The sequence below is a fragment of the Streptomyces antibioticus genome (assembly GCF_002019855.1).
Classification (GTDB): domain Bacteria; phylum Actinomycetota; class Actinomycetes; order Streptomycetales; family Streptomycetaceae; genus Streptomyces; species Streptomyces antibioticus_B.
Genome location: NZ_CM007717.1, coordinates 3,656,579 through 3,679,838, shown reverse-complemented (window position 1 = coordinate 3,679,838; position 23,260 = coordinate 3,656,579). Strand labels below are relative to the sequence as shown.

17 protein-coding genes and 1 pseudogene are annotated in these 23,260 nt (G+C 72.7%); 12 read left to right on the top strand and 6 right to left on the bottom strand.

Annotated elements, in window-relative coordinates:
• The first annotated feature begins 68 nt into the window (after positions 1 to 68).
• The 3 genes from AFM16_RS16310 (at position 69) to AFM16_RS16300 (ending at position 4,828) form a co-directional block, all read left to right on the top strand.
• Positions 69 to 1,064, top strand: a complete 996-nt coding sequence (locus tag AFM16_RS16310) for an SMI1/KNR4 family protein (protein WP_030792597.1) — start codon at positions 69 to 71, stop codon at positions 1,062 to 1,064.
• 7 nt (positions 1,065 to 1,071) lie between these two features.
• Entirely contained in the window at positions 1,072 to 3,768 is a 2,697-nt protein-coding gene (locus AFM16_RS16305) for an SUKH-4 family immunity protein (RefSeq protein ID WP_078633735.1), read from the top strand.
• A 175-nt stretch (positions 3,769 to 3,943) separates the two neighbouring features.
• On the top strand, positions 3,944 to 4,828 hold the full coding sequence (locus AFM16_RS16300; protein WP_030792602.1) for a coiled-coil domain-containing protein: 885 nt from the start codon (positions 3,944 to 3,946) through the stop codon (positions 4,826 to 4,828).
• Positions 4,829 to 4,916: 88 nt separating this feature from the next.
• Here the strand turns inward: AFM16_RS16300 and AFM16_RS16295 are convergent, their stop codons facing one another.
• The 3 genes and pseudogenes from AFM16_RS16295 to AFM16_RS16285 all read right to left on the bottom strand — a co-directional run.
• Positions 4,917 to 6,587 carry a sodium/solute symporter gene (locus AFM16_RS16295; RefSeq protein ID WP_078633734.1) on the bottom strand — a complete coding sequence of 557 codons (1,671 nt, stop codon included), beginning with the start codon at positions 6,585 to 6,587 and terminating at the stop codon, positions 4,917 to 4,919.
• Complete coding sequence (locus AFM16_RS16290; RefSeq protein WP_030792606.1) at positions 6,584 to 6,985, bottom strand: DUF485 domain-containing protein; 402 nt, start codon at positions 6,983 to 6,985, stop codon at positions 6,584 to 6,586. Before AFM16_RS16290 ends, AFM16_RS16295 begins: the two co-directional genes overlap by 4 nt.
• Positions 6,986 to 7,089: 104 nt before the next feature.
• Positions 7,090 to 7,573 (bottom strand): annotated as a pseudogene (locus AFM16_RS16285) (hypothetical protein); the annotation flags it as partial.
• Positions 7,574 to 7,974: 401 nt separating this feature from the next.
• Here AFM16_RS16285 and AFM16_RS16280 point away from each other — a divergent pair.
• From AFM16_RS16280 to mfd, 3 genes are all read left to right on the top strand, one after another.
• A complete protein-coding gene (locus AFM16_RS16280) occupies positions 7,975 to 8,763 on the top strand; it encodes an ABC transporter ATP-binding protein (protein WP_030792612.1) in 789 nt (262 codons plus the stop codon).
• Positions 8,760 to 11,339, top strand: coding sequence for an ABC transporter permease (locus AFM16_RS16275; protein ID WP_078633733.1), 2,580 nt, complete (start codon positions 8,760 to 8,762; stop codon positions 11,337 to 11,339). Before AFM16_RS16280 ends, AFM16_RS16275 begins: the two co-directional genes overlap by 4 nt.
• 604 nt (positions 11,340 to 11,943) lie before the next feature.
• The gene (mfd, locus tag AFM16_RS16270; protein WP_030792618.1) at positions 11,944 to 15,474 is read left to right on the top strand and encodes a transcription-repair coupling factor; all 3,531 of its coding nucleotides are present in this window, start codon (positions 11,944 to 11,946) and stop codon (positions 15,472 to 15,474) included.
• Between the two features lie 37 nt (positions 15,475 to 15,511).
• Here mfd and AFM16_RS16265 read toward each other — a convergent pair whose 3' ends face one another.
• Positions 15,512 to 16,120: a TetR/AcrR family transcriptional regulator gene (locus AFM16_RS16265; protein ID WP_078633732.1), complete on the bottom strand. Its 609-nt coding sequence runs from the start codon at positions 16,118 to 16,120 to the stop codon at positions 15,512 to 15,514.
• A 109-nt stretch (positions 16,121 to 16,229) separates the two neighbouring features.
• Here AFM16_RS16265 and AFM16_RS16260 point away from each other — a divergent pair, with 109 nt between their 5' ends.
• A complete protein-coding gene (locus AFM16_RS16260) occupies positions 16,230 to 17,126 on the top strand; it encodes an SCO6745 family protein (RefSeq protein ID WP_078633731.1) in 897 nt (298 codons plus the stop codon).
• A gap of 152 nt (positions 17,127 to 17,278) precedes the next feature.
• On the opposite strand, the gene AFM16_RS16255 is transcribed toward AFM16_RS16260, so the two are convergent.
• Complete coding sequence (locus AFM16_RS16255; RefSeq protein WP_030792626.1) at positions 17,279 to 17,461, bottom strand: antitoxin; 183 nt, start codon at positions 17,459 to 17,461, stop codon at positions 17,279 to 17,281.
• 207 nt (positions 17,462 to 17,668) lie between these two features.
• Here AFM16_RS16255 and AFM16_RS16250 point away from each other — a divergent pair, with 207 nt between their 5' ends.
• The gene (locus tag AFM16_RS16250; protein ID WP_078633730.1) at positions 17,669 to 18,424 is read left to right on the top strand and encodes an HNH endonuclease family protein; all 756 of its coding nucleotides are present in this window, start codon (positions 17,669 to 17,671) and stop codon (positions 18,422 to 18,424) included.
• A gap of 128 nt (positions 18,425 to 18,552) precedes the next feature.
• Here AFM16_RS16250 and AFM16_RS16245 read toward each other — a convergent pair whose 3' ends face one another.
• Positions 18,553 to 18,942, bottom strand: coding sequence for a hypothetical protein (locus AFM16_RS16245; RefSeq protein WP_030792630.1), 390 nt, complete (start codon positions 18,940 to 18,942; stop codon positions 18,553 to 18,555).
• 204 nt (positions 18,943 to 19,146) lie between these two features.
• Here AFM16_RS16245 and AFM16_RS16240 point away from each other — a divergent pair, with 204 nt between their 5' ends.
• From AFM16_RS16240 to AFM16_RS16225, 4 genes are all read left to right on the top strand, one after another.
• Positions 19,147 to 19,977 carry a glycoside hydrolase domain-containing protein gene (locus AFM16_RS16240; RefSeq protein ID WP_030792631.1) on the top strand — a complete coding sequence of 277 codons (831 nt, stop codon included), beginning with the start codon at positions 19,147 to 19,149 and terminating at the stop codon, positions 19,975 to 19,977.
• Between the two features lie 139 nt (positions 19,978 to 20,116).
• Positions 20,117 to 20,764, top strand: coding sequence for a SurA N-terminal domain-containing protein (locus tag AFM16_RS16235; RefSeq protein ID WP_078633729.1), 648 nt, complete (start codon positions 20,117 to 20,119; stop codon positions 20,762 to 20,764).
• A gap of 95 nt (positions 20,765 to 20,859) precedes the next feature.
• On the top strand, positions 20,860 to 21,879 hold the full coding sequence (locus AFM16_RS16230) for a nucleoside triphosphate pyrophosphohydrolase (RefSeq protein ID WP_078633728.1): 1,020 nt from the start codon (positions 20,860 to 20,862) through the stop codon (positions 21,877 to 21,879).
• Entirely contained in the window at positions 21,876 to 23,195 is a 1,320-nt protein-coding gene (locus AFM16_RS16225) for a cytochrome P450 family protein (protein WP_078633727.1), read from the top strand. The genes AFM16_RS16230 and AFM16_RS16225 overlap by 4 nt, the downstream gene beginning before the upstream one ends.
• Positions 23,196 to 23,260 lie beyond the last annotated feature (65 nt).

Genomic DNA, 23,260 nt, shown 5'->3' with positions numbered 1-23,260 from the left:
GGTGGTTCGGGACCGGAAGCGGAACCGGCCGCTGCGGGCCGTACAGAGTGCCGCAGGGGGCAACCGCCATGACGACGAGTCGGCTCGGGCAACAAGCCGCGCCGCCGAACGCGGCCTATGCCGGGCAGGTCGTGCATTTCCCGGATCCGGTCCGGGCGGCGCGGCACCCGAGAGGGGTGCGGGTGGACGAGCGCGGCTACCCGGACTTCTCGGCGTACGCCAGGGCTGCCGCGGAGATCGCGGAGCCGCCGGAGGGCTTCGGGGTCGACGAGCTGCGGCTGACGGACTACGTGTCGGCGAACGCGGCGATGGCGGCCTCGGGGCACGAGCTGTGGGACACGGTGCCGAACGTGGCGACGCCGCACGGCTGGACGTGGCACCACGTGGTGGACTCGCGGCGGCTCGAACTCGTGCCGGTCGAGGTGAAGGCGCTGCTGCGCCACCACGGCGGTCTTTCGACGTCGGTGGTGGACCAGTCGAAGCGCGGCACGCGCCCGTTGCAGGAGACGCGTCCGGCGCACTTCGGGCTGCCGAAGTCGGGTGCGGCGGTGTCGGAGCAGCAGGTGCAGGGGGTCGAGGAGGACCTCGGGTACCGGCTGCCGGGGGCGTACCGGTCGTTCCTGCGGGCGGCGGGCGGCTGTGCCCCGGTGGGCGCGGCGCTCGACGCCGAGCTGGGGCTCCTAGTCGACCAGCCGTTCTTCACGGTGCGCGACGAGGCCGCGGTCAACGACCTGGTCTATGTGAACAAGTGCCTGCGGGACCATCTGACGAAGGACTACCTGGGCGTCGGTTTCGTCCAGGGCGGTCTGCTGGCCGTGAAGGTGAAGGGCGAGCGGATCGGTTCTGTGTGGTTCTGCGCCTACGACGATGTGCGCGACGCGGATCCCGGGGTGCCGCCGGCCGAGCGGGTGGAGCGGTTGCTGCTGCCGTGCGGTGAGGACTTCGACGCGTTCCTGTCGCGGCTCGCGGGCAATCCGCCGGAGCTGGAGACGGTGGCGAATCTGATGGTGGACGGCGGGTTCGCGCGTGCGGTGCCCGTGGCGTCCGTGGCCGCGGGGGAGTGAGCCGACGATGGTGACGTTCGCGCAGGCGCAGGAGCGCGCCGAGGACTGGATCAACGGGGACGTGCCCGCGTACCAGCACCGTGAGGTGCGGGTGCGGGAGTTCGAGCTGGGGTTCGTGGTGTGGGCGGAGGACCGCGCCGACGGTCCGCGCTCGGACGGGGGCGCGCAGCGGCTGGTGATCGCCCGGGACAGCGGGGAGGCCACGCTGTGGCCGGCGCTGCCGGTGGGTGAGGTGATCCGCCGCTACGAGGAGGAGTACGGGCGTGCGCAGGAGCCCGCGGACGCGGTGCCGGCGCCGCCGGCCCGGGTGGATCTGAACCAGACGTCGTTCCTGCTGACGCCGCCGGAGTGGTTGCAGGAGGCGGCGGACCGGATGGGGATCGGGGAGCGGGGCGGGTCGGCCCCGTCGGCCGGGGCGGCTTCGGCTGCTCCCGCCGCTCCTGTCGGGCCTGGTGGGTCTGGTGGGGCCGGTGGGCCTGCCGCGCCTGCCGGGTCTGGTGGGGCCGGTGGGCCGGTGTCGCCCGATCCCGCGCTGCCGCAGACGCAGGCCGGGGTGCCGGTGCCGGGGAGCGGGCTCGCGGAGACGCAGGCCGGGGTGCCCTCCGGGCCGCCCCCCGCCGCGCCCGCGGCTCCGGCCGCCGCCGTGCCGCCCGGGGCGACGCCCTGGACCGGGACCGACACCAACGCCGACGCGGGGGACGACCGTTCCGTACCGCTGCCCGCGACCGTCTTCGCGCCGCCGCTGAGCGGTTCGGACGACGAACTGCCGCCGCCCTCGACGGCGCCGGACGCCAAGACCGCGCTGATGTCGGGCGGCAGCCAGTTGCCGCCGACGGCGGTGGGACATGCGCTCGGCGGACCGGGCGCGGCGGGCGGCCCCGGTGCTCCGGGCGGGCCCGGGGGTGCGCCCACGCCTCCGCCGCCTCCGCCGTCGTACGGCTCCTCGCAGGGGGCCGGTGTTCCGGGGACGCCGCCTCCGGGTGTTCCCGGCGGTTCCTTCGGTGCCGGTGCGCCGCAGTCGCAGCCGCAGCCCCCGGCCGGTCCGGCGGGCCCGGCCACGCCCGCGCGGCCGCTTCCGCCGCACGCCGGTGACATCGCCGACGCGGCGACCAGCAAGGCCGCGCCGCCGCCGCGCCGTGCGCGCGGTGGCGGGTCGACGCCGCCGCCTCCGCCGGGTGTGCCCGGGGCTCCGGGGGCGCGGCCGGGCGCCACGCCGCCGCCTCCGCCCGGTACGCCGGGTGCCCCGGCGGGCGGGTATGTGCCGACGCAGCTCGTCTCCGCCCTCGAACCGGACGGCACACCGCAGGTGCCGGGTGCGCCCGGCGCGCCCGGTGCCCCGGGTGGGCCGGGTACGCCTCCCGGCGGGATGCACCATGCCGCCACGATGTTCGCCGACCCCGGCCAGATGGGCCCGGGCGCGCCGCAGCCGCCGAGCGCCCCCGCGGGCTCCGGTGCGCCCGGCGCACCCCAGACTCCGCCCGGCGCTCCCGGCTCCGCGGGGGGCGCGCAGGGCGCCGTACACCACGCCCGTACGGTCATGGCGCCCCCCGTGGGCGGCCCGGGCGCCCCTCCGCCGCCCGCCGCGCACGCCCCGGGCGTTCCCGGTGCGCCTGGTGCGCCTGGTGCTCCCGGTGTGCCTGGGATGCCGCCCGGTGCGATGCCGCCTCCGCCGGCTCCCGCTCCCGGTCCGGGACAGCCGCCGGCGTACGGGTATCCGCAGGCGCAGGGCCTGCCGACGGTCGGCCCCGGCTACCAGGCCGTGCTGCGCTACCGGGCGCAGGACGGGTCGGAGCAGCAGTTGATCCGGCGTTCGGCGCCGGGCACCCCGCACCCGGAGTGGCAGATCTTCCACGAGCTGCGCGCCATGAACGTGCCGCCGGACCAGGTGCTGGAGCTGCACACCGAGCTGGAGTCGTGCGAGCTGCCGGGCGCGTACTGCGCGCGGATGATCCGGGAGCAGTGGCCGCAGGCGCGCATCACGAGCATCGCGCCGTACGGCACGGACCACGCGAGCCGGCAGCAGGGCATGCAGCAACTGCTGGTTCACCAGGGCGAGTTGCACCAGGTGGCGGACGGTCCCGCGCGGCCCGCGCCGGTGCGGGCGCCGCTGCCCGCGGTGCAGCCGGCGCCGCCCATCCCGCCGGAGGCGATCGCGCAGGAGCTGGCGGCGGCGTTCGGGCCGGGCGTGTTCCGGTTCGAGCAGGCCGCGGTGTCCCGGCAGGGGGTGCCGCCGGTGGTGGCGCACACGCTGGTGGCGGCCGGACTGCCGCTGGACATGGGGCCGTTCTTCTGGGCGCAGGCCCAGCCGGGGCGGCCGGTGCCGACGCTGGCGGAGCTGGCGGCCGAGCGGGGTGTGCAGCCGGCCCCGGACGCGGGCTCGTACCTCGTCATGGGCAGTGACTTCGGCAAGGCGATCTGTGTGCAGTACGGGACGGCGAACATCGTCGCGGTGCCCGTGGAGGCGGGGCCGGGCGGGGCGTCCGTACCGCCGCAGTTCGTGAACACCGGGCTGCCGGAGTTCGCGCGCTGCCTCGCGCTGCTCGGGCGGATGTGGCGGCTGCGGTACGGGCTGAACCAGGAGCAGGCGGGCCGCTGGACCGTCGACTTCCAGGCGCAGTTGGTCTCGCTGGACCCGGCGGCGCTGGGTTCGCCGGACAGTTGGTGGTCGGTGCTGCTCGAACAGATGTGGGACGGACTGCTCTAGACGAGTGGTGCCGTGTGAGGGGCCTGGCCCGGTCGGACGACCGGGCCAGGCCCTTCTCATGTCCCGTGCCGCCCATAACCTGCGCGCGGAGTGTCGCGTTATGAACACTTAAGCCCGATACATCAAGATATGCGCGAAATCCTATTTCGCGTTCGTCTGGTGAGAGGGGCTGCACATGAGCAGCGCACGGGTTGCAGTGCCGGGGTTCGTGACCGTTCGCGGGCGTGGCTACCGGCCCAGAGAGGTCGATGTCTACACCGCCGCGCTCTCCGCCGAACGCGACGCCGCGTGGGAGCGGGTCGCCCGGCTCACGGTGCTCGCCAAGGACATGGTCGGCGAGGTCGAGCGGCTGCGCTCGGCCCTCACCCGGCTCGGTCCGCAGGAGTACGACGCCCTCGGCGAGCGGGCCCGCGATCTGTTCCGGCTGGTGGAGGAGGAGGCGGCGGCCGTCGTCGCGAACGCCCGCGCCGATGCCGAGGCACAGGTCGCGCAGGCCGAGGAGCGTGCCGAGGTGGTGCGCAGGTCGGCGCAGAAGCAGGCCGAGATGCTCCGCGAGGACGCCAGGGAGAACGCCCGCCGCCGGCTGCTCGCCGCCCGCGCCGAGGCGCACGGGATCCGGGTCGACGCGCGCAACAAGCTGAAGGAGTTCCGTCAGGAGGAGCTGTCCGGGCTGCGCAAGGTCCGCAACAGCACGGCGGGCATGCTGGTCGACCCCAAGCGGGACCACGCCGAGAAGACGGCGGCGCTGGAGCGGGAGACCGAGGAGCGGATCGCCGCCATGGAGGCGCAGCACGCCAAGGCGATGGCCCGGGCGCAGGAGTCGCTGGCCGAGGCGGAGCGGGAACTCGCCGAGATGGAGGACTCCAACCGGCGGCGGCACGAGGAGGCCCAGAAGCGGGCCGCGGAGATCCTCGCCGAGGCCCGGCTCCAGGAGGAGCGTGTCGCCCGGGACACCGAGCGGGTGCTGCGCGAGCACGGGGAGCGCTGGGACGAGGTGCAGGCGCACATGGACCAGATGCGCGACAGTCTGAGAGTGCTCACCGGGAACACCGTCGAGTGACCGTCGGCCCTCTCGCGTGCCGCACGGCGGAGGGGCCGACGGCCCCCCTTCCGCGCCGCGCGCCGGAGCGGCCGACGGTCCGGTCCTGTCACGCCCTCCCGGACGAGGACGAGTCCCCCTTGCGCACCGCCGCCCCCGCCAGGATCCAGCCCTCCACCGACTCGTAGCGGCGCCGCTGTTGTTCGGACTCGGCGCGGCCGGAGGCGAGGGTGCCCAGCCAGCCGAGGGCGAAGCCGAGCGGCACGGTGACGACACCGGTGGTGGTGAACGGGAACCAGTTGAAGTCGGCCTCGGGGAAGGCGGCTGCCGGGGAGCCGGAGACCAGGTTGGTGCCCGGCATCAGGACCAGCACGGCGAGGGTGCCGCCGATCAGGGTGCACAGCAGGCCCGTGCGGGTGTAGCGGCGCCAGAAGAGGCTGTAGACCAGGGCGGGGGCCAGGGCCGAGGCGCCGATGCAGAAGGCCAGGGTGATCAGCGGCTGGAGGCTGCGGTGCTGCACCTGGGTGGCGAGCAGGATGGTGGGGATGCCGACGGCGAGCGCGGAGAGCCGGGCCAGCAGCATCTCGCGGCGCGCCGAGGTGTCCCGGACCATGCCGGCGAACACGTCGTGGGCCAGGGAGTTGGCGCAGGCCAGGATCATGCCGGCGACCGAGGCGAGCACGGTCAGGAAGATCGCCGTGGTGACGGCCGTGAACAGCAGGGTCTCCGCGGTGGAGACGTCGGCGCCGAACGCGGCCCGCGATCCCAGCAGATAGGCGGTGTTGCCCTGCGGGTCCGCCTGGGCGATCACCGCGCGGCCGACCAGGGCCGTGGCGCCGAACCCGACGACGGTGATGACCAGCACGAACAGCGCCACGCCCGAGACCGCCCAGGACAGTGAACGGCGTACCTGGCGGGCGTCGGTGGCGGTGTACATGCGCATGGTGATGTGCGGCAGACAGGCGCCGCCCAGCACGACCGCGAGCTGACCGGTGATCATGTCGAGGCGCGGGTAGGGTCCGCCGGCGAACTCCAGCCCGGAGCGCAGGAAGGCGTCCCCGACACCGCTGCCGCGGGCCGCCGCGTCGAAGAGGGCGCCCGGGTTCCAGTCGAAGCGGCTGAGCAGCAGCAGCGCGACGACGGCCCCCGAGCCGAGCAGCATCACGATCTTCAGGATCTGGATGAGGGCGGTGCCCTTCATGCCGCCGATCGCCGCGTAGCTGATCATCAGGGCGCCCATGCAGACGATGCAGGCGGTCTTCACCGCGTCCCCGGAGAAGCCCAGCATGAAGGCGAGGAGCTGGCCGGTGCCGGCGAGCTGCACCAGCATCATCGGCAGCAGCGCGGCGAGGGTGACGGCGCAGGCGGTGATGCGGACGGCGCGGCCGGGCATCCGGCGGGCCAGTGCGTCGCCCATGGTGAACCGGCCCGCGTTGCGCAGCGGTTCGGCCAGCAGGAACATCAGCAGCATCAGCGACAGGGCGGTGCTCAGGGCGAGGACCACGCCGTCGTAGCCGCACAGGGCGATCACGCCGGTGGTGCCGAGGACGGTGGCCGCCGAGATGTAGTCACCGGCGATGGCCAGGCCGTTGCGCAGCGGGGACAGGGAGCGGTAGCCGGTGTAGAACTCGTCGAGGTCGTCGCGGTCCGGGCCGGTCATCACGCACAGCAGGAGGGTGATGGTGGCGACGGCGGTGAAGGCGACGAGGGACATGGTCTGCGCGTCGCCGCTGAACTCCGTGACGGAGGCGGCGAGTCGGGGGAGCGGGGTGGTGCTCATCGGGTCGCTCCTCGGCGTACGTCGATCTCCGACTGCCGGCGGATACGGTCCGCGAGCGGGTCGACATGGCGGCGGGCGGTGCGCTCGTAGAGGGCGATCGCCAGCCAGGTGACGGGCAGTTGGAGCAGGGCGAGGAGGAGCCCGGTGGGCAGGCCGGTGCCGACGGTGGCCGTCATCAGGGACGGCGCGAACGCGGACAGCACCAGGAACAGCACGAAGTAGCCGAGCGCGGTGAGCGTGGCCACGCGCCGCTGGCGGCGGTAGGCGCCGCGCAGGATCCGCAGGTCGCTGTGGTGCCCGAGGGGGGTGCGGTGGTCCGTCCGGCGCGGGGCGGGCGCAGGCGGGGGCGGCGGCTGCCAGGGGTAGGTCAGGTCGTGCGGATACGGGTCGTGGGACATCCCGTACTCCTTGCAGGCTCGGGTCCATGGCGCTGGACGGCAGGGAGGCTGGGGGGTGTGAGGTGACGCACGTTACTTGGCAGTAGCCGGATAGCGAAGGCTTTTCACCAAACTGGTCGGTCGGTACGTGCGGAGTCTTCACAAATGGACCTGACCTGCGGTGTCGCCCGCGCCGACGGTCCCGTTTCGGGTGCTGCCGGCCCGTCAGTCGCCCGGTTCCCGCAGCACCGGGAACCGCCGCGGGGCCACGCACAGCAGAACGACGAACGCCAGTGCGGCGGCGCCCGCAGCGCCCAGATACACGGCGTGCACGGCGCTCGCGACGGCGTGCCGGATCGCCTCGTGCGCCGTCCCCGCCTCCGCCGCCCCCGCGTCCAGCGCGCGCGTGACGGAGTCCAGGTCGCCCGCGCCGCCCAGCCGGGCCGCCAGCACCCCGTTGGCCACCGCGCCGAACACGGCGGCGCCGACGGTCTGCCCGGTCTGCCGGCAGAACAGCACCGACGCGGTCGCCGTCCCGCGCTCCGACCAGCCCACCGTCGACTGCACCCCGACGATCAGCGGCAGTTGGAACAGCCCGAGGGCCGCCCCGAATCTCGTGCCCCTTGCATCCATCTGCCGCGGGACAGCTTCGCATCCGGGGCCCGTCCCCGGGGAGGGTTGACCCTCACGCGACGGCAGGGTGGAGCCTTACGGAGCGGCGGGGTGGAGACACCCCGAGAGGATCTCCACCTGTCGGTGGAGGCCCCCTAGGGGTTCCTCCGTACTACGGCTCGGGGAGGGTTCGTACCGCCGGAGGAGGAGAACGGCCCGCCCCCGTCCATAACCTGGCATCAGGCCGCTGGGGGGCGGCCAACCCCTCCGGCGGAGGGTGGGGTTAACCCCCCGAGAAGAGGGGTCCCGGCACCAGCGCGCCGGACCCCCTCCCGCCGACAGACTCTTCGACGTAGCGCTTCCCGCTACGCACCGGCTTCCCACTGAGGAGACTTACCGTGACTTCGGCTGTGACCATTCCCAGGCACGGGGGCACTGGAGGGCGTACGGCCGTCGCCGCGCGGGCGCGGCAGGTCGTCAAGGCGTACGGGTCCGGAGAGACCCGCGTCGTCGCGCTCGACCATGTCGACGTGGACATCGCGCGGGGGCAGTTCACCGCGATCATGGGCCCCTCCGGGTCCGGAAAGTCCACCCTGATGCACTGCCTCGCCGGACTCGACACCGTCACGTCCGGGGAGATCTATCTCGACGAGACCGAGATCACCGGGCTGAAGGACAAGAAGCTCACCCGGCTGCGCCGGGACCGGATCGGGTTCATCTTCCAGGCGTTCAACCTGCTGCCGACGCTGAACGCGCTCGAGAACATCACGCTCCCCATGGACATCGCGGGCCGCAAGCCCGACAAGGAGTGGCTCGACCGGGTCGTGGAGACCGTCGGACTCGCCGGGCGGCTCAAGCACCGCCCCACCCAGCTCTCCGGCGGCCAGCAGCAGCGCGTCGCCGTGGCCCGCGCCCTGGCGGCCCGCCCCGAGATCATCTTCGGCGACGAGCCCACCGGCAACCTCGACTCCCGCGCCGGCGCCGAGGTCCTGGGCTTCCTGCGCCGTTCCGTCGACGAGCTGGGCCAGACCATCGTCATGGTCACCCACGACCCGGTGGCCGCCTCGTACGCGGACCGGGTGCTGTACCTCGCCGACGGCCGGATCGTGGACGAGATGTTCAAGCCCACCGCGGACACCGTCCTGGACCGCATGAAGGACTTCGACGCCCGGGGGCGCACGTCATGACCGTCATGAAGACCTCGATGCGCAACTTCTTCGCGCACAAGGGGCGCATGGCCCTCTCGGCCGTCGCCGTCCTGCTCTCGGTGGCGTTCGTGTGCGGGACGCTGGTGTTCACCGACACGATGAACACCACCTTCGACAAGCTCTTCGCCGCCACCTCCTCCGACGTCACGGTGAGCGCCGAGGGCGCCTCCGACACCGGTGAGACGACCTCCGGCAACGGCAAGCCGCCGGCCATGCCCGCCGCCGTCCTGGACGAGGTCCGCGGGGCGCGGGGTGTGAAGTCGGCGGAGGGCAGCGTGTTCTCCAGCGCGGTGACCGTCGTCGACGCCGACAAGGACAACCTGTCGCCGTCCAGCGGCGCGCCCACCATCGTCGGGAGCTGGAACGCCAACGAGGCCCGCACCATGAAGGTGACCTCGGGCGCGGCCCCCGAGGGCGCCGGCCAGATCATGGTCGACGCGGACACCGCCGACAAGCACGACCTCAAGATCGGCGACGAGATCGGCGTGATCACCGCGGTCGGCACCCACACCGCGAAGATCTCCGGCATCGCCACCTTCACCGTCACCAACCCCGGCGCCGCGATCTTCTACCTGGACACCCCGACCGCCCAGCGGGCGCTGGTCGGCGAGCCCGACGTCTACACCAACGTCAACGTCACCGCCGCGGCCGGCGTCAGCGACGACCAGCTCAAGAAGAACGTCACGGCCGCGATCGGCGCCGACTACAAGGTGCAGACCGCCAAGGAGACCGCCGACGCCAACCGCGAGGAGGTGGGCGACTTCCTCAACGTCATGAAGTACGCGATGCTCGGCTTCGCCGGGATCGCCTTCCTCGTCGGCATCTTCCTGATCATCAACACCTTCTCGATGCTGGTCGCCCAGCGCACCCGCGAGATCGGTCTGATGCGCGCCATCGGCTCCAGCCGCCGCCAGGTCAACCGCTCGGTCCTCGCCGAGGCCCTCCTCCTGGGCTTCGTCGGCTCGGTCCTCGGCATCGGCGCGGGCGTCGGCCTCGCGATCGGCCTCATGAAGCTCATGGGCATGACCGGCATGAACCTGTCCACCGACGATCTGACGGTGGCCTGGACGACCCCGGTGATCGGCCTGGTCCTCGGCGTCGTCGTCACGGTCCTCGCCGCCTATCTGCCTGCCCGCCGGGCCGGCAAGATCTCCCCGATGGCCGCCCTGCGCGACGCCGGTGCCCCGGCCGACGCCAAGGCGAGCGCCGTACGGGCCGTGCTCGGCCTGCTCCTCACCGGCGCCGGCGGCTTCGGCCTCTACCTGGCGGCCGCCGCGGACAAGGCGAGCGAGGGCTCGCTCTGGCTGGGCCTGGGGGTCGTCCTGACCCTGATCGGCTTCGTCGTCGTCGGCCCGCTGCTCGCCGGCGGAGTCGTCCGGGTGCTGGGCGCCGTCCTGCTGCGGGCCTTCGGCCCCGTCGGCCGGATGGCCGAGCGCAACGCCCTGCGCAACCCGCGCCGCACCGGTGCCACCGGCGCCGCCCTGATGATCGGCCTCGCGCTGGTCGCCTGCCTGTCGGTCGTCGGCTCGTCCATGGTCGCCTCCGCGACCGAGCAACTGGACAAGACCGTCGGCACCGACTTCATCATCCAGAGCGACCAGGGCAAGCCGATCAACTCGCAGGCCGTGCAGGCCGTCAAGGACGCGCCCGGGGTGGAGCGGGTCACCGAGTACAAGATCCTCGACGCCGATCTGACCACCCCCGACGGCAAGACGTCGAAGACGCAGAGCATCAGCGCCGCCGACCCGAGCTACGCCACGGACCTGCGCACCGAGACGGTCGCCGGCAAGCTCGCCGACGCCTACCGCCCCGACTCGATGTCCGTCCCCGAGGGCTTCGCCCGGGACCACGGCATCAAGGTCGGCTCGAAGGTCGACGTGGCCTTCAAGGACGGCACCACCGGCGCGCTCACCGTCCGCGCGATCACCAGTGACGACGTCGTGATCGACAAGGGCTCGATGTACGCCTCCATCGCGACGGCCGCGACGTACGTACCGGCCGACAAGATGCCGCTCGACCTGCTGGTCTTCGCCTCCGCCAAGGAGGGGCAGCAGGACGCCGCGTACACCTCCCTGAAGGCGGCGCTGCACGACTACCCGCAGTACGTCGTGCGCGACCAGACCGACTACAAGGAGGCGCTCAAGGACCAGATCGGCCAGCTCCTGAACCTGATCTACGGCCTCCTGGCCCTGGCGATCGTGGTCGCGGTCCTCGGTGTGGTGAACACGCTGGCCCTCTCGGTGGTCGAGCGCACCCGGGAGATCGGTCTGATGCGGGCCATCGGTCTCTCCCGCCGCCAGCTCCGCCGCATGATCCGCATGGAGTCGGTCGTCATCGCCCTCTTCGGCGCCCTCCTCGGCCTCGGCCTGGGCATCGGCTGGGGCGCCACCGCCCAGCAGCTCCTCGCCCTGGAGGGGCTGAAGGTCCTGGAGATCCCCTGGCCGACGATCACGGGCGTCTTCGTCGCCTCGGCCTTCGTGGGCCTGTTCGCGGCCCTGATCCCGGCGTTCCGCGCGGGCCGCATGAACGTCCTCAACGCGATCGCTACGGAGTAGCGGGGGCGCGGGGGACACGGGTTGGGGGGCACGGTCCCGGGGAGCCGGGGACCGAGCCTCCGCAACCCGGGGAACCGGCCCGGCGCCGAGAAGCCACGGGGGTGCTTCTCGGCGCCGGGCGCTTTCGTGTGTGGGCGTGTGCTGCTTTCGGGCGTCCGGGGCCCCCTTGTGCGGCCGGTGCCGCAGCCCTTCGTGCGGCCGGTGCCGTCCGGGTGTCGTGGGCGGGTGGTGCGGCGGGTCTGGGATGGACGGCCCGGCCCGGGTTCGCCGTGCCTCCGGGGCCCTGCGCGCGTCCGGGGCCGTCTGCGTGCTCGCGGGTCCGGACGCGCCCGGCCCGCCCGGTGCCGTCCGCGTGGCCGGGGCGGTGTGCCGCAGGCTCCGGGTGGCGGTGCCGTCCGGTGGCCCGGGGACTGCGAGGGCCGCTCCCCGTGCCCCGCTCGTCCCGGCGTTGTCCACAGCCCCGGCGAACCGCTCCGCCCCGTCGTACTCTGGACACCCCCGGCCCGTGACACGCGTCGGGCCCTTCGCGTTGCCCACCCAGGTCCCCGGTACGCCCGCCCCTCCCGGGCGCGCGTGCCCCGGGCCGCCGGACGGAAAGCCCCACATGAGCCTGCACGGTCTGCTCGACGCCGTCGTCGAGGACAGCGCCCTCGCGGAAGCGATCCCCGCGGCCGCGGACGGCAACCGCATGCACGTCGACCTGGTCGGACCCCCGGCGGCCCGTCCCTTCGCGATCGCCGCGCTGGCCCGCGAGACCGGCCGTACGGTCCTCGCGGTCACCGCCACCGGCCGCGAGGCGGAGGACCTGGCCGCCGCCCTGCGCTCCCTGCTGCCCGCGGACGGCGTCGTCGAGTACCCGTCCTGGGAGACGCTCCCGCACGAGCGCCTCAGCCCCCGCAGCGACACCGTCGGCCGCCGCCTCGCCGTCCTGCGCCGCCTGGCCCACCCCCGCTCCGACGACCCCGAGACCGGCCCGGTGTCGGTCGTCGTCGCGCCGGTGCGGTCCGTGCTCCAGCCGCAGGTGAAGGGCCTGGGCGACCTGGAACCCGTCGCCCTGCGCACCGGTCAGCAGGCCGACCTGAACGAGACGGTCGAGGCGCTCGCGGCGGCCGCGTACGCGCGCGTGGAGCTGGTCGAGAAGCGCGGCGAGTTCGCCGTACGCGGCGGCATCCTGGACGTGTTCCCGCCCACCGAGGAACACCCCCTGCGCGTCGAGTTCTGGGGCGACGACGTCGAGGAGATCCGCTACTTCAAGGTGGCCGACCAGCGCTCCCTGGAGGTCGCCGAACACGGCCTGTGGGCCCCGCCCTGCCGTGAACTCCTGTTGACGGAAGACGTCCGCACGCGTGCGCGTGCCCTCGCCGAGGACCACCCCGAGCTGGGCGAGCTGCTCGGCAGGATCGCCGAGGGGATCGCCGTCGAGGGCATGGAGTCCCTGGCGCCGGTCCTGGTCGACGACATGGAGCTGCTGATCGACGTCCTGCCGAAGGGCGCGATGGCCGTCGTCTGCGACCCGGAGCGGGTCCGCACGCGCGCCGCCGACCTGGTGGCCACCTCGCAGGAGTTCCTCCAGGCGTCCTGGGCGGCCACCGCGGGCGGCGGCGAGGCGCCCATCGACGTCGACGCGGCCTCCCTGTGGTCCCTCGCCGACGTCCGCGACCGCGCGCGCGAGCTGGACATGATGTGGTGGTCGGTGTCGCCGTTCGCCGCCGACCTGGAACTGGAGGCGGACACCCTCCAGTTCGGCATGCACGCCCCCGACACCTACCGCGGCGACACCGCCAAGGCCCTCGCCGACACCAAGGGCTGGCTCGCCGACGGCTGGCGCGTCGTGTTCGTCACCGAGGCCCACGGCCCGGCCGCCCGCACCGTCGAGGTGCTCGGCGGCGAGGGCGTCGCCGCCCGGCTGCACACCGACCTCACCGAGATCACCCCCGCGGTCGTGCACGTGGCGTGCGGCTCGATCGACTACGGCTTCGTCGACCCCGCGCTGCGGCTCGTCGTCCTCACCGAGACCGACCTGTCGGGCCAGAAGGCGGCCGGCAAGGACGGCGCCCGGATGCCGGCCCGCCGCAGGAAGACCATCGACCCGCTCACCCTGGAGACGGGCGACTACATCGTCCACGAACAGCACGGTGTGGGCCGCTACATCGAGATGGTGCAGCGCACGGTGCAGGGCGCCACGCGCGAGTACCTGGTCGTGGAGTACGCCCCCGCCAAGCGCGGCCAGCCGGGCGACCGGCTGTACATCCCGACCGACCAGCTCGAACAGATCACCAAGTACGTCGGCGGTGAGGCCCCCACCCTGCACCGGCTGGGCGGCGCCGACTGGACCAAGACCAAGGCCCGCGCGAAGAAGGCGGTCAAGGAGATCGCCGCCGACCTCATCAAGCTCTACAGCGCCCGGATGGCCGCCCCCGGCCACGCCTTCGGCACCGACACCCCGTGGCAGCGCGAGCTGGAGGACGCCTTCCCGTACGCCGAGACCCCGGACCAGCTCACCACCATCGCCGAGGTCAAGGACGACATGGAGAAGACGGTTCCGATGGACCGTCTGATCTGCGGCGACGTCGGCTACGGCAAGACGGAGATCGCGGTCCGCGCCGCCTTCAAGGCCGTCCAGGACGGCAAGCAGGTGGCCGTCCTGGTCCCCACCACGCTGCTCGTGCAGCAGCACTTCGGCACCTTCAGCGAGCGGTACGCGCAGTTCCCGGTCAACGTGCGCGCCCTGTCCCGTTTCCAGACCGACGCGGAGGCCAAGGCCACCCTGGAGGGCCTGCGCGAGGGCTCCGTGGACATCGTCATCGGCACCCACCGGCTGTTCTCCTCGGAGACCAAGTTCAAGGACCTCGGCCTGGTCATCGTCGACGAGGAACAGCGCTTCGGCGTCGAGCACAAGGAGCAGCTCAAGAAGCTCCGCGCCAACGTCGACGTCCTCACCATGTCCGCCACCCCGATCCCGCGCACCCTGGAGATGGCGGTGACGGGCATCCGCGAGATGTCCACGATCACCACGCCCCCGGAGGAGCGCCACCCGGTGCTCACCTTCGTCGGACCGTACGAGCAGAAGCAGATCGGTGCCGCCGTCCGCCGTGAACTGCTGCGCGAGGGCCAGGTCTTCTACATCCACAACCGGGTCGAGTCGATCGACCGGGCGGCGGCGCGGCTGCGCGAGATCGTGCCCGAGGCGCGGATCGCCACCGCCCACGGCCAGATGTCGGAGACCGCGCTCGAACAGGTCGTCGTCGACTTCTGGGAGAAGAAGTTCGACGTGCTCGTCTCGACGACGATCGTCGAGTCCGGCATCGACATCTCCAACGCCAACACCCTGATCGTGGAGCGCGGCGACACCTTCGGCCTGTCCCAGTTGCACCAGTTGCGCGGCCGGGTCGGCCGGGGCCGCGAGCGCGGCTACGCGTACTTCCTGTACCCGCCGGAGAAGCCGCTGACGGAGACCGCCCACGAACGGCTCGCGACCATCGCCCAGCACACCGAGATGGGCGCCGGCATGTACGTGGCGATGAAGGACCTGGAGATCCGCGGCGCGGGCAACCTCCTGGGCGGCGAGCAGTCCGGCCATATCGCGGGCGTCGGCTTCGACCTGTACGTCCGGATGGTCGGCGAGGCCGTCGCGGACTACCGGCGCCAGTTGGAGACCGGCGGGATCGAGGAGGAGCCGCCGCTGGAGGTCAAGATCGAGCTGCCCGTCGACGCGCACGTCCCGCACGACTACGCGCCCGGCGAGCGGCTGCGGCTCCAGGCGTACCGCTCCATCGCCTCCGCCAACTCGGAGGACGACATCAAGGCGGTGCGCGAGGAACTCGTGGACCGCTACGGCAAGTTGCCCGAGCCGGTGGAGAACCTGCTGCTGGTGGCCGGGCTGCGGATGCTGGCGCGGGCCTGCGGGGTCGGCGAGGTCGTCCTCCAGGGCACCAACATCCGCTTCGCGCCGGTGGAGTTGCGCGAGTCGCAGGAGCTGCGGCTCAAGCGGCTCTACCCCGGGTCCGTCATCAAGCCGGCGGTCCACCAGGTGCTGGTGCCCCGCCCGAAGACCGCGAAGGTCGGCGGCAAGCCGCTGGTCGGGCGGGAACTGCTGGGCTGGGTGGGGGAGTTCTTGACGTCGGTCGTGTCATAGGGGGTTCCTCAGGTTCCTCCCCCGAGGAGGGCGGAGGTCAGAGCGGCCGGAACAGCAGGCCGGTCAGGGTCTCGAAGACCTCCTCGGGGGCGCGGTCGCCCACCAGGTCGTCGAGGTTGTGGCTGAGCAGGAGCGTGGCGAAGCCGTGCGCCACGGACCAGGCAGCGATGCCGGTGAGGCGGGCGTCCCGGGCATCCCGGGCGTCCTCGGCGCCCTGGGCCTCCTGGGTGGTCTCCGTGCCCTCGGCCGTGTGGTGGCGGGCCTGCGCGACGACGGTCCGCAGGGCGTCGGCGGACAGGGCGCGGGCCGTGGTCAGTTCGAGGTCGTCGGCGCGCAGCAGGCTGGGCGTGAACATGACCTGGAAGTGGGCGGGGTGCTCGCGGGCGAAGCGGACGTAGCGCACGCCCGCCTCCTTCAGGTCCGCCGACTCCTTCGTCGCGGCCGCGAGCAGGCCGAAGCCCTCCGCCGCGATGGCCGTCAGCAGACCGGTGCGGTCCCGGAAGTGGTGGGCGGGCGCCGCGTGCGAGACACCGGCGCGGCGGGCGAGGTCGCGCAGGCTGAGCGCGGCGGGGCCGTCGGCGGCGATGACGTCGAGCGCGGCGGTGAGGATGGCGCGGCGCAGATCGCCGTGGTGGTACGGGCTCATGGCAGCAGCCTACGTCGAATCTAGGCATTGACAAGTTCGGCGTCGGCGGGCAATCTTGTCAGTGTCAAGTTGTGCGAGGCGTTCACGGAACGGAACAGGGGGAGCAGTCATGTCGGACACCGGGATCACCGGAACCGCCCGGCCCGTCGAAGCCGCTCAGGCGCGGCGCCTCTGGCATCTGCTGGAGCCGCTCCACGCGGTGCTGTACTACGCGCCGGAGGTCTTCGAGGAGGCGGGCGGGCTGGGCCTGTCGACCGAGGAGCGCTGGTGGAGCTACTTTCCGCTGCGCGCCGCGCCGTTGGGCCCGGTGGGCGCCGAGGCGGTGACGTCCGCGTTCTACAGCTTCGCGCCCGCCATGGTCGCCCGGTACGTCGACGCCGGGCGGAAGGTCACCACCCCCGAGGCCGCCCTGGAGGCCAGGCTGCGCGGCATGGACCGCGCCTACCGCAGCCTCTTCGGCGACCGCGTCGACAGTCCGGATCTGGCGGAGGCCGCCGCCCTCGCCCGGCGGGCCGCCGAGGCCGCGCGGACGGCCGGCCGCCCGCTCGCCGCGGCCAACGCCGCGCTGGACTGGCCGACCGCACCTCACCTCCAGCTCTGGCACGCGGCGACGATCCTGCGCGAGCACCGGGGGGACGGCCATCTCGCCGCCCTGCTCACCGCCGGACTCGATCCCGTCGAGGCGCTGGTGTCCTTCGCGGCGATAGGCGCCGCGCCCGTCGAGCGCTTCGAGAGCCGCGGCTGGACTCCCGCCGAGTGGGCGGCCGCCCGTGACCGCCTGGCCGCCCGGGGACTCGTCGAGGCGGATGGTACGGCGACGGAGGCGGGCCGTGAGCTGCGCCGCCGCGTCGAACAGGACACCGACCGCCTCGCCCTCGGCCCCTGGCAGGCGCTCGGCGCGGAGGGCGGCGAGCGGCTCGCCACGCTCCTCGGCGACTACTGGGTCGCGGTCCTCGGCTCCGGCCTGCTGCCCTCCGAGACGACGCTGGGCATCGGCAAGGTCTGAGCGCGGGTGCCCCTGTGCCCCTGTGTTCGGGTGCCCCTGTGCCCCTGTGTCCGGTACCCGGGCGTCCGGGCATGAGGGAAGCCGCCCGCGGGAGGTGGGCTGCGCGGACGGCTTCTCTGGTGCGGGCGTCGTTCCCGTTGAGTCTCCGACGGCTACTGCTGCTCGGGCCGATCGGGCCGTTCGCGGTCCATGCCGAGCGCACCTTCTGCCCGCTGCTGCGCGTCATCGACCTGGGACTCGTACTTGCCGCCCGTCTTCTCGTTGACCTTCTGTTCCGCGGTGTCCGACATGTCCTTGGCCTTGTCGTGGTGGCGGAACTTGTCGAAGATGCCCATCCAGAGCTCCTTCCCGAGGTGACTCACCACCGACGATATTCCTGACCTGAGGCAGATGCCCACTTCTGGGGTTTTGGTCTGGACCTCCTGTCCGCCTCCGGACGCCCCCTCGCTACGGTGTGGGGATCCGCGTCCGGTGTGGATCCCCGTCCGCCGGGGAAGCCGCCCTGGGCGGGGCGAGGAGCGGGTGGGCAAGGGGAGGGGCGCGTGAGGCGTCGACAGGGTGGGACGGCGGCGGCCGTCGCGTTGATGTGCGCCGTGGCCATGGGGTCCGTGGCCGGGTGCGACGAGCTTTCCGAATCAGGTGTGGGCTCCGGGGCCGGCACCGGGTCGGGCGGGGCCGGGCCGACGGCGGGCGGGGGAGCGGCCCTCGCGGCCGCCGAGGCGCTGACCGTGAAGGGGCGGGCGCCCAAGACGGGTTATGACCGGGCCAGGTTCGGCAGCGCCTGGGCCGACACCGACTCCAACGGCTGCGGCACCCGTGACGACATCCTCAAGCGCGATCTGAAGGAGGTGCGGTTCACCGGCGGCGACTGCAAGGTCTCCTACGGCGTGCTGGTGTCGGACCCTTACTCCGGCAAGGAGGTCACCTACCGGCGCGGCGCGAGCCAGGTCGACATCGACCATGTCGTGGCCCTCTCCGACGCCTGGCAGAAGGGCGCGAAGTACTGGGACGGCGGCAAGCGGATAGCGCTCGCCAACGACCCGCTGAACCTGCTGGCGGTCGACGCGAGCACCAACCGTTCCAAGGGCGACGGCGACACGGCGACCTGGCTGCCGCCGAACAAGTCCTACCGCTGTGCGTATGTGGCGGCCCAGGTCGCCGTGAAGAAGAAGTACGGCCTGTGGGTCACGGCGGCGGAGAAGGCCGCGATGAAGAAGGTCCTGACCGGCTGCCCCGACCAGAAGCTCCCCACCGGCGGCAACCCGACGAACGCCCCGGACCGCTTCCACGCGGACTGACCGCCCGTCGCGCCAGGGCGCGGACCGGCGGCCCGCCGCGTCAGGGCCGCCGCGTCAGGGCCGGGGCGTCCCGGCCCGCGCGGTCGGCGTCCGTACGGTCGGCGTCGGTACGGTCAACGTCCGTACGGTCAACGTCCGTACGGGTAGCCGGGCTGCTGCTGGTACGGCGGCTGTCCGTAGGCCGGTGCGAGGGCCGGGCGGGTCTTGGCGTCGAACACGGCGAACAGCAACAGCCAGCTCGCCACCAGGAACGTCACGATCACCGCGCCCCCGAAGAACGCGTCGCTGTCGTCCTCGGAGGTGATCACCGCCCAGGGCAGGGTCACGCACTCGTACAGGGCGAACGCCGCGAAGGCGCCCCAGTCCGAGGGGAGTCCGCGGCGGATCGCCACATACAGGAAGGGCACCCAGACCAGCATCCCCAGCGAGCACCACACCAGGGCCGTCCAGGCCACCCGCTGCATCCAGCCGGCCGGCAACTGTCTCGGTGCGCCCGTCGTCATGGCTGTCGTCGTCATTCTCATCGCCCCCCAAGTCGGCTGGGAGCCAGGGTAGGCCACGAACGGGCCGCGCCAGGCCGGGCGTCCTTTTGCCGGGACATCAGCGAATCTTGTGGCGTGGAGGAAGAGGTGTTTCCCGATCACGGGGACACCGCACGCTAAGGTGCGATCGCTTCGTACGTACATGACATGCGAACGCGTGAGCGAACACAGGGGTGGGGAATGGCCGAGCACCGGCAGTCGAGGAAGCGCAGATACATCACGTGGGGCGTGGCGGGGGCCGCCGTCGTCGCCGGTGCAGGCATCGCGGCGCAGACGTCCATGGCCGCGACCACCTGGCCCGCGCAGAAGACGTACACGGGCCGTGCGTTCGACACCTGCACGGCGCCGTCGCTCGCGGCGATGAAGGCGTGGAAGACCGAGGGCTTCTACGGCGCCGCGGCGGTCTACATCGGCGGCAAGAACCGCGGCTGCGCGCAGCCGAACCTGACCGCGTCCTGGGTGAAGTCGGTCAACACCGCCGGCTGGAAGCTCATCCCGCTCTACGTCGGCGCCCAGCCCCCGTGCCAGACCAGCGCCAACCCCGAGAAGTTCACCGCGGCCAACGCCGCCTCCGTGGGGGCCGCCAACGCCAACGACGCGATCGCCAAGGCGGCCGCGCTCGGGATGAAGGCCGGCTCCCCGATCTACCTGGACATGGAGCCGTACGACATCACGAACAAGGCGTGCAACGACGCCGTGCTGACCTATGTGCGCTCCTTCACCAAGACGCTGCGCGCCAAGACGTACCGCGCGGGTTACTACGGCTTCAGCAGTTCCAGCGCCAAGGCGATCGCCACCGCGACGAACAAGACGGACCTGCCGGGCAACCTCTGGTACGCGCTGTGGGACAAGAAGAACACCACCACGACCGACTGGCCGTGGGACCCCAAGCTGTTCACCGACCACAGCCGGGGCCACCAGTACATGGTGAACAGCAAGGAGACGCGCGGCGGTTACACCATCACCGTCGACCGCAACGCGTGGGACGCCCCGGTGGCCCTGATCGGCTGAGCCGGATCGCGCGGGCGCGGCGGTGCCCGAAGTCCCGGTGAATCGTTGGTCGAATGGGTTGGCCCCGGGCCCGCCACTGCCTACCATCGATCACCGCAAGACTTTGTGCACCGTCGCACAATCTCCTCGGGAGGTTTCCTTGCACCGCCGCAGTCGCCGCACCGCGCTCCTGCTGTCCGCCGCGATCGCGGCCGCCCCCCTCCTCACCGCCTGCGGCAACGACGCGCATCCGGGAGCGGCGGCGGTCGTCGGCGACCAGCGCATCACCGTCGCGCAGCTCGAGAACCGGGTGGACGAGGTCCGCGCCGCCCAGCGCGCGGCGGTCGCCGACGACACCCAGTACGCGCAGGTGGTCGCCCAGACCGGCACCCTGACCCGCGACACCCTGCACGGCATGATCCTGGACCAGGTGCTGCACCGCGCCGCCGAGGACGCCGGGGTCACCGTCAGCCGCAACGAGGTCCAGGCGATGCGCACCGGCCTGGAGCAGCAGGCGGGCGGCGCGAAGGGCCTGGAGACGGCGTGGCTCCAGCAGTACGGCATCCCGCCGCAGCGCCTCGACGACAATCTGCGGCTCCAGTTGGAGGCGCAGAAGCTTGCCTCCAAGCTCGGCACGGACACGGGTCAGCAGGCGTTCTGGGACAACCTCTCCAAGGCGTCCGAGGAACTCGACGTCGACCTCAACCCGCGCTACGGAAGCTGGGACCCGAAGAAGGTCAGCCGCGTCGATGCCAAGACGCCGTGGGTCCGGGAGGTCACCGCCACGGACAGCGGGCAGACGGCCTGACGTTCCCCGGGCTGTCCAGTCCGACGATATGACCGGGCCGGCCGGTCTGTGGACAACGCGCGGGGCGGCCGGCGGGCGTGGGTTACGTTCGAGGTGTGAACGATGTGACCGCACCCACCGGCTCCGCGACGGGCCGGGTCGTCCTGCTCACCACGAGCCACCGCGTCGCCCCCGGCCTGCTCTCCTGGCCCGCCTGGCAGGCCCTGCGCTCGGCGGACCGGGTGCTCTGCGCGGACGGCACGCACCCCCAGCTCCCGTATCTCAAGGAAGCGGGCATAGCGGTCGAGGAGCTCTCCCCGACCGCCGAGGACCTGCTCGCCGCCTGCGCCGGCGGCCGTACGGTCGTGGTCGTCGCGACCGGCGAGGGCGAACCGGCCCTCACCGACGGTCTGGCCCGGCTGGCCGGCTCCGGCCGGGTGTCGATGCCCGAACTGGAGCTGCTCCCCGCCTCCTACGACCTCCCCGGCGCCCGCCTCCTCGACCTGGTGCAGGTCATGGACCGTATCCGCGTCGAGTGCCCGTGGTCCTCCCGCCAGACCCATCAGGGCCTCGCCAAGTACGCGGTCGAGGAGTCGTACGAACTGGTCGAGGCGATCGAGGACGGCGACCGCGACGAACTCCGCGAGGAACTGGGCGACGTCCTGCTCCAGGTCGTCTTCCACGCCCGGATCGCCGAGGAGGACCCGGAGGCCCCCTTCTCGGTCGACGACGTGGCGGCCACGATCGTCTCCAAGCTCATCCACCGTCACCCCCATGTCTTCGGGAGCGCCACCGCCACCACCCCGGAGGAGGTCAGAGACCACTGGCTGCGCACCAAGGCGGCCGAGAAGCGCCGTGAGTCCGTCACCGACGGCATCCCCCTCCACCAGCCGGCGCTGGCCCTCGCCGCCAAACTGGCCTCGCGCGTCCGCTCGGCGGGCCTGGAGGTCCCCCTGCCGACGGCCGGCGGCCTCGGCTACGACCTCCTCGCCCTGGCCGCCCGCGCCGAGTCCGAGGGCATCGACCCGGAGGCGGCCCTGCGCGCGGCGTCCCGCGCCTACCGGGACGCGATCCGGGCGACCGAAGGGCTGGAAGAAGGGGAAGAAGGGACGGAAGCCGAGGGAACCGAGAAGTGAGCACCAAGCCGACCCCCGTTCCCGCACCCGATCCCGCCGCCGCCCCCGGCCCCCACCCCGAGCTGTTCTCCTGGGAGTTCGCCACCGACCCCTACCCCGCCTACGCCTGGCTGCGGGAGCACGCGCCCGTGCATCGCACCCGGCTGCCCAGCGGGGTGGAGGCATGGCTGGTCACCCGGTACGGGGAGGCCAAGCAGGCCCTCGCCGACCAGCGGCTCTCCAAGAACCCGGCGCACCACGACGAACCGGCGCACGCCAAGGGGAAGACCGGCATCCCCGGCGAGCGCAAGGCCGAGCTGATGACCCATCTGCTGAACATCGATCCGCCGGACCACACCCGGCTGCGGCGGCTGGTCAGCAAGGCGTTCACCCCGCGCCGGGTCGCCGAGTTCGCGCCCCGGGTGCAGGAACTGACGGACCGGCTCATCGACCGCTTCGCCCAGGAGGGCCGCGCCGACCTCATCCACGACTTCGCCTTCCCGCTCCCCATCTACGCCATCTGCGACCTGCTCGGCGTCCCGCGCGAGGACCAGGACGACTTCCGGGACTGGGCGGGCATGATGATCCGGCACGGCGGAGGGCCCCGGGGCGGGGTCGCGCGGTCCGTGAAGAAGATGCGCGGCTATCTCGCCGAGCTGATCCACCGCAAGCGGCAGGCCCTGCCCGCCGAACCGGGACCCGGCGAGGACCTCATCTCGGGTCTCATCCGCGCCTCCGACCACGGCGAGCACCTCACGGAGAACGAGGCCGCGGCGATGGCGTTCATCCTGCTCTTCGCCGGTTTCGAGACCACCGTCAACCTCATCGGCAACGGCACCTACGCCCTGCTCACCCACCCCGAGCAGCGCCGCCGCCTCCAGGACTCCCTGGCCGCCGGGGACCGCGGCCTGCTGGAGACCGGCGTCGAGGAACTCCTGCGCTTCGACGGCCCCGTCGAGCTGGCCACCTGGCGCTTCGCCACCGAGCCGCTCACCCTCGGCGGACAGGACATCGCGGCCGGGGACCCCGTGCTCGTCGTCCTGGCCGCCGCCGACCGCGACCCGGCCCGGTTCGCCGATCCGGACACCCTGGACCTCTCGCGCCGCGACAACCAGCACCTCGGTTACGGCCACGGCATCCACTACTGTCTGGGCGCCCCGCTGGCCCGGCTGGAGGGGCAGACCGCCCTGGCCACCCTGCTCACCCGGCTGCCGGATCTCCGGCTCGCCGCGGACCCGGCCGACTTGAGATGGCGCGGCGGACTCATCATGCGCGGACTGCGCACCTTGCCCGTCGAGTTCACCCCGGTGCGTGACGGAGTGATCTCCGCTCCGTGACTGAACGCACGTCAGCGGCAGTGTGACGGGCGTGCGGACCAAAGGTGACCGACTCTCAAGTCTGT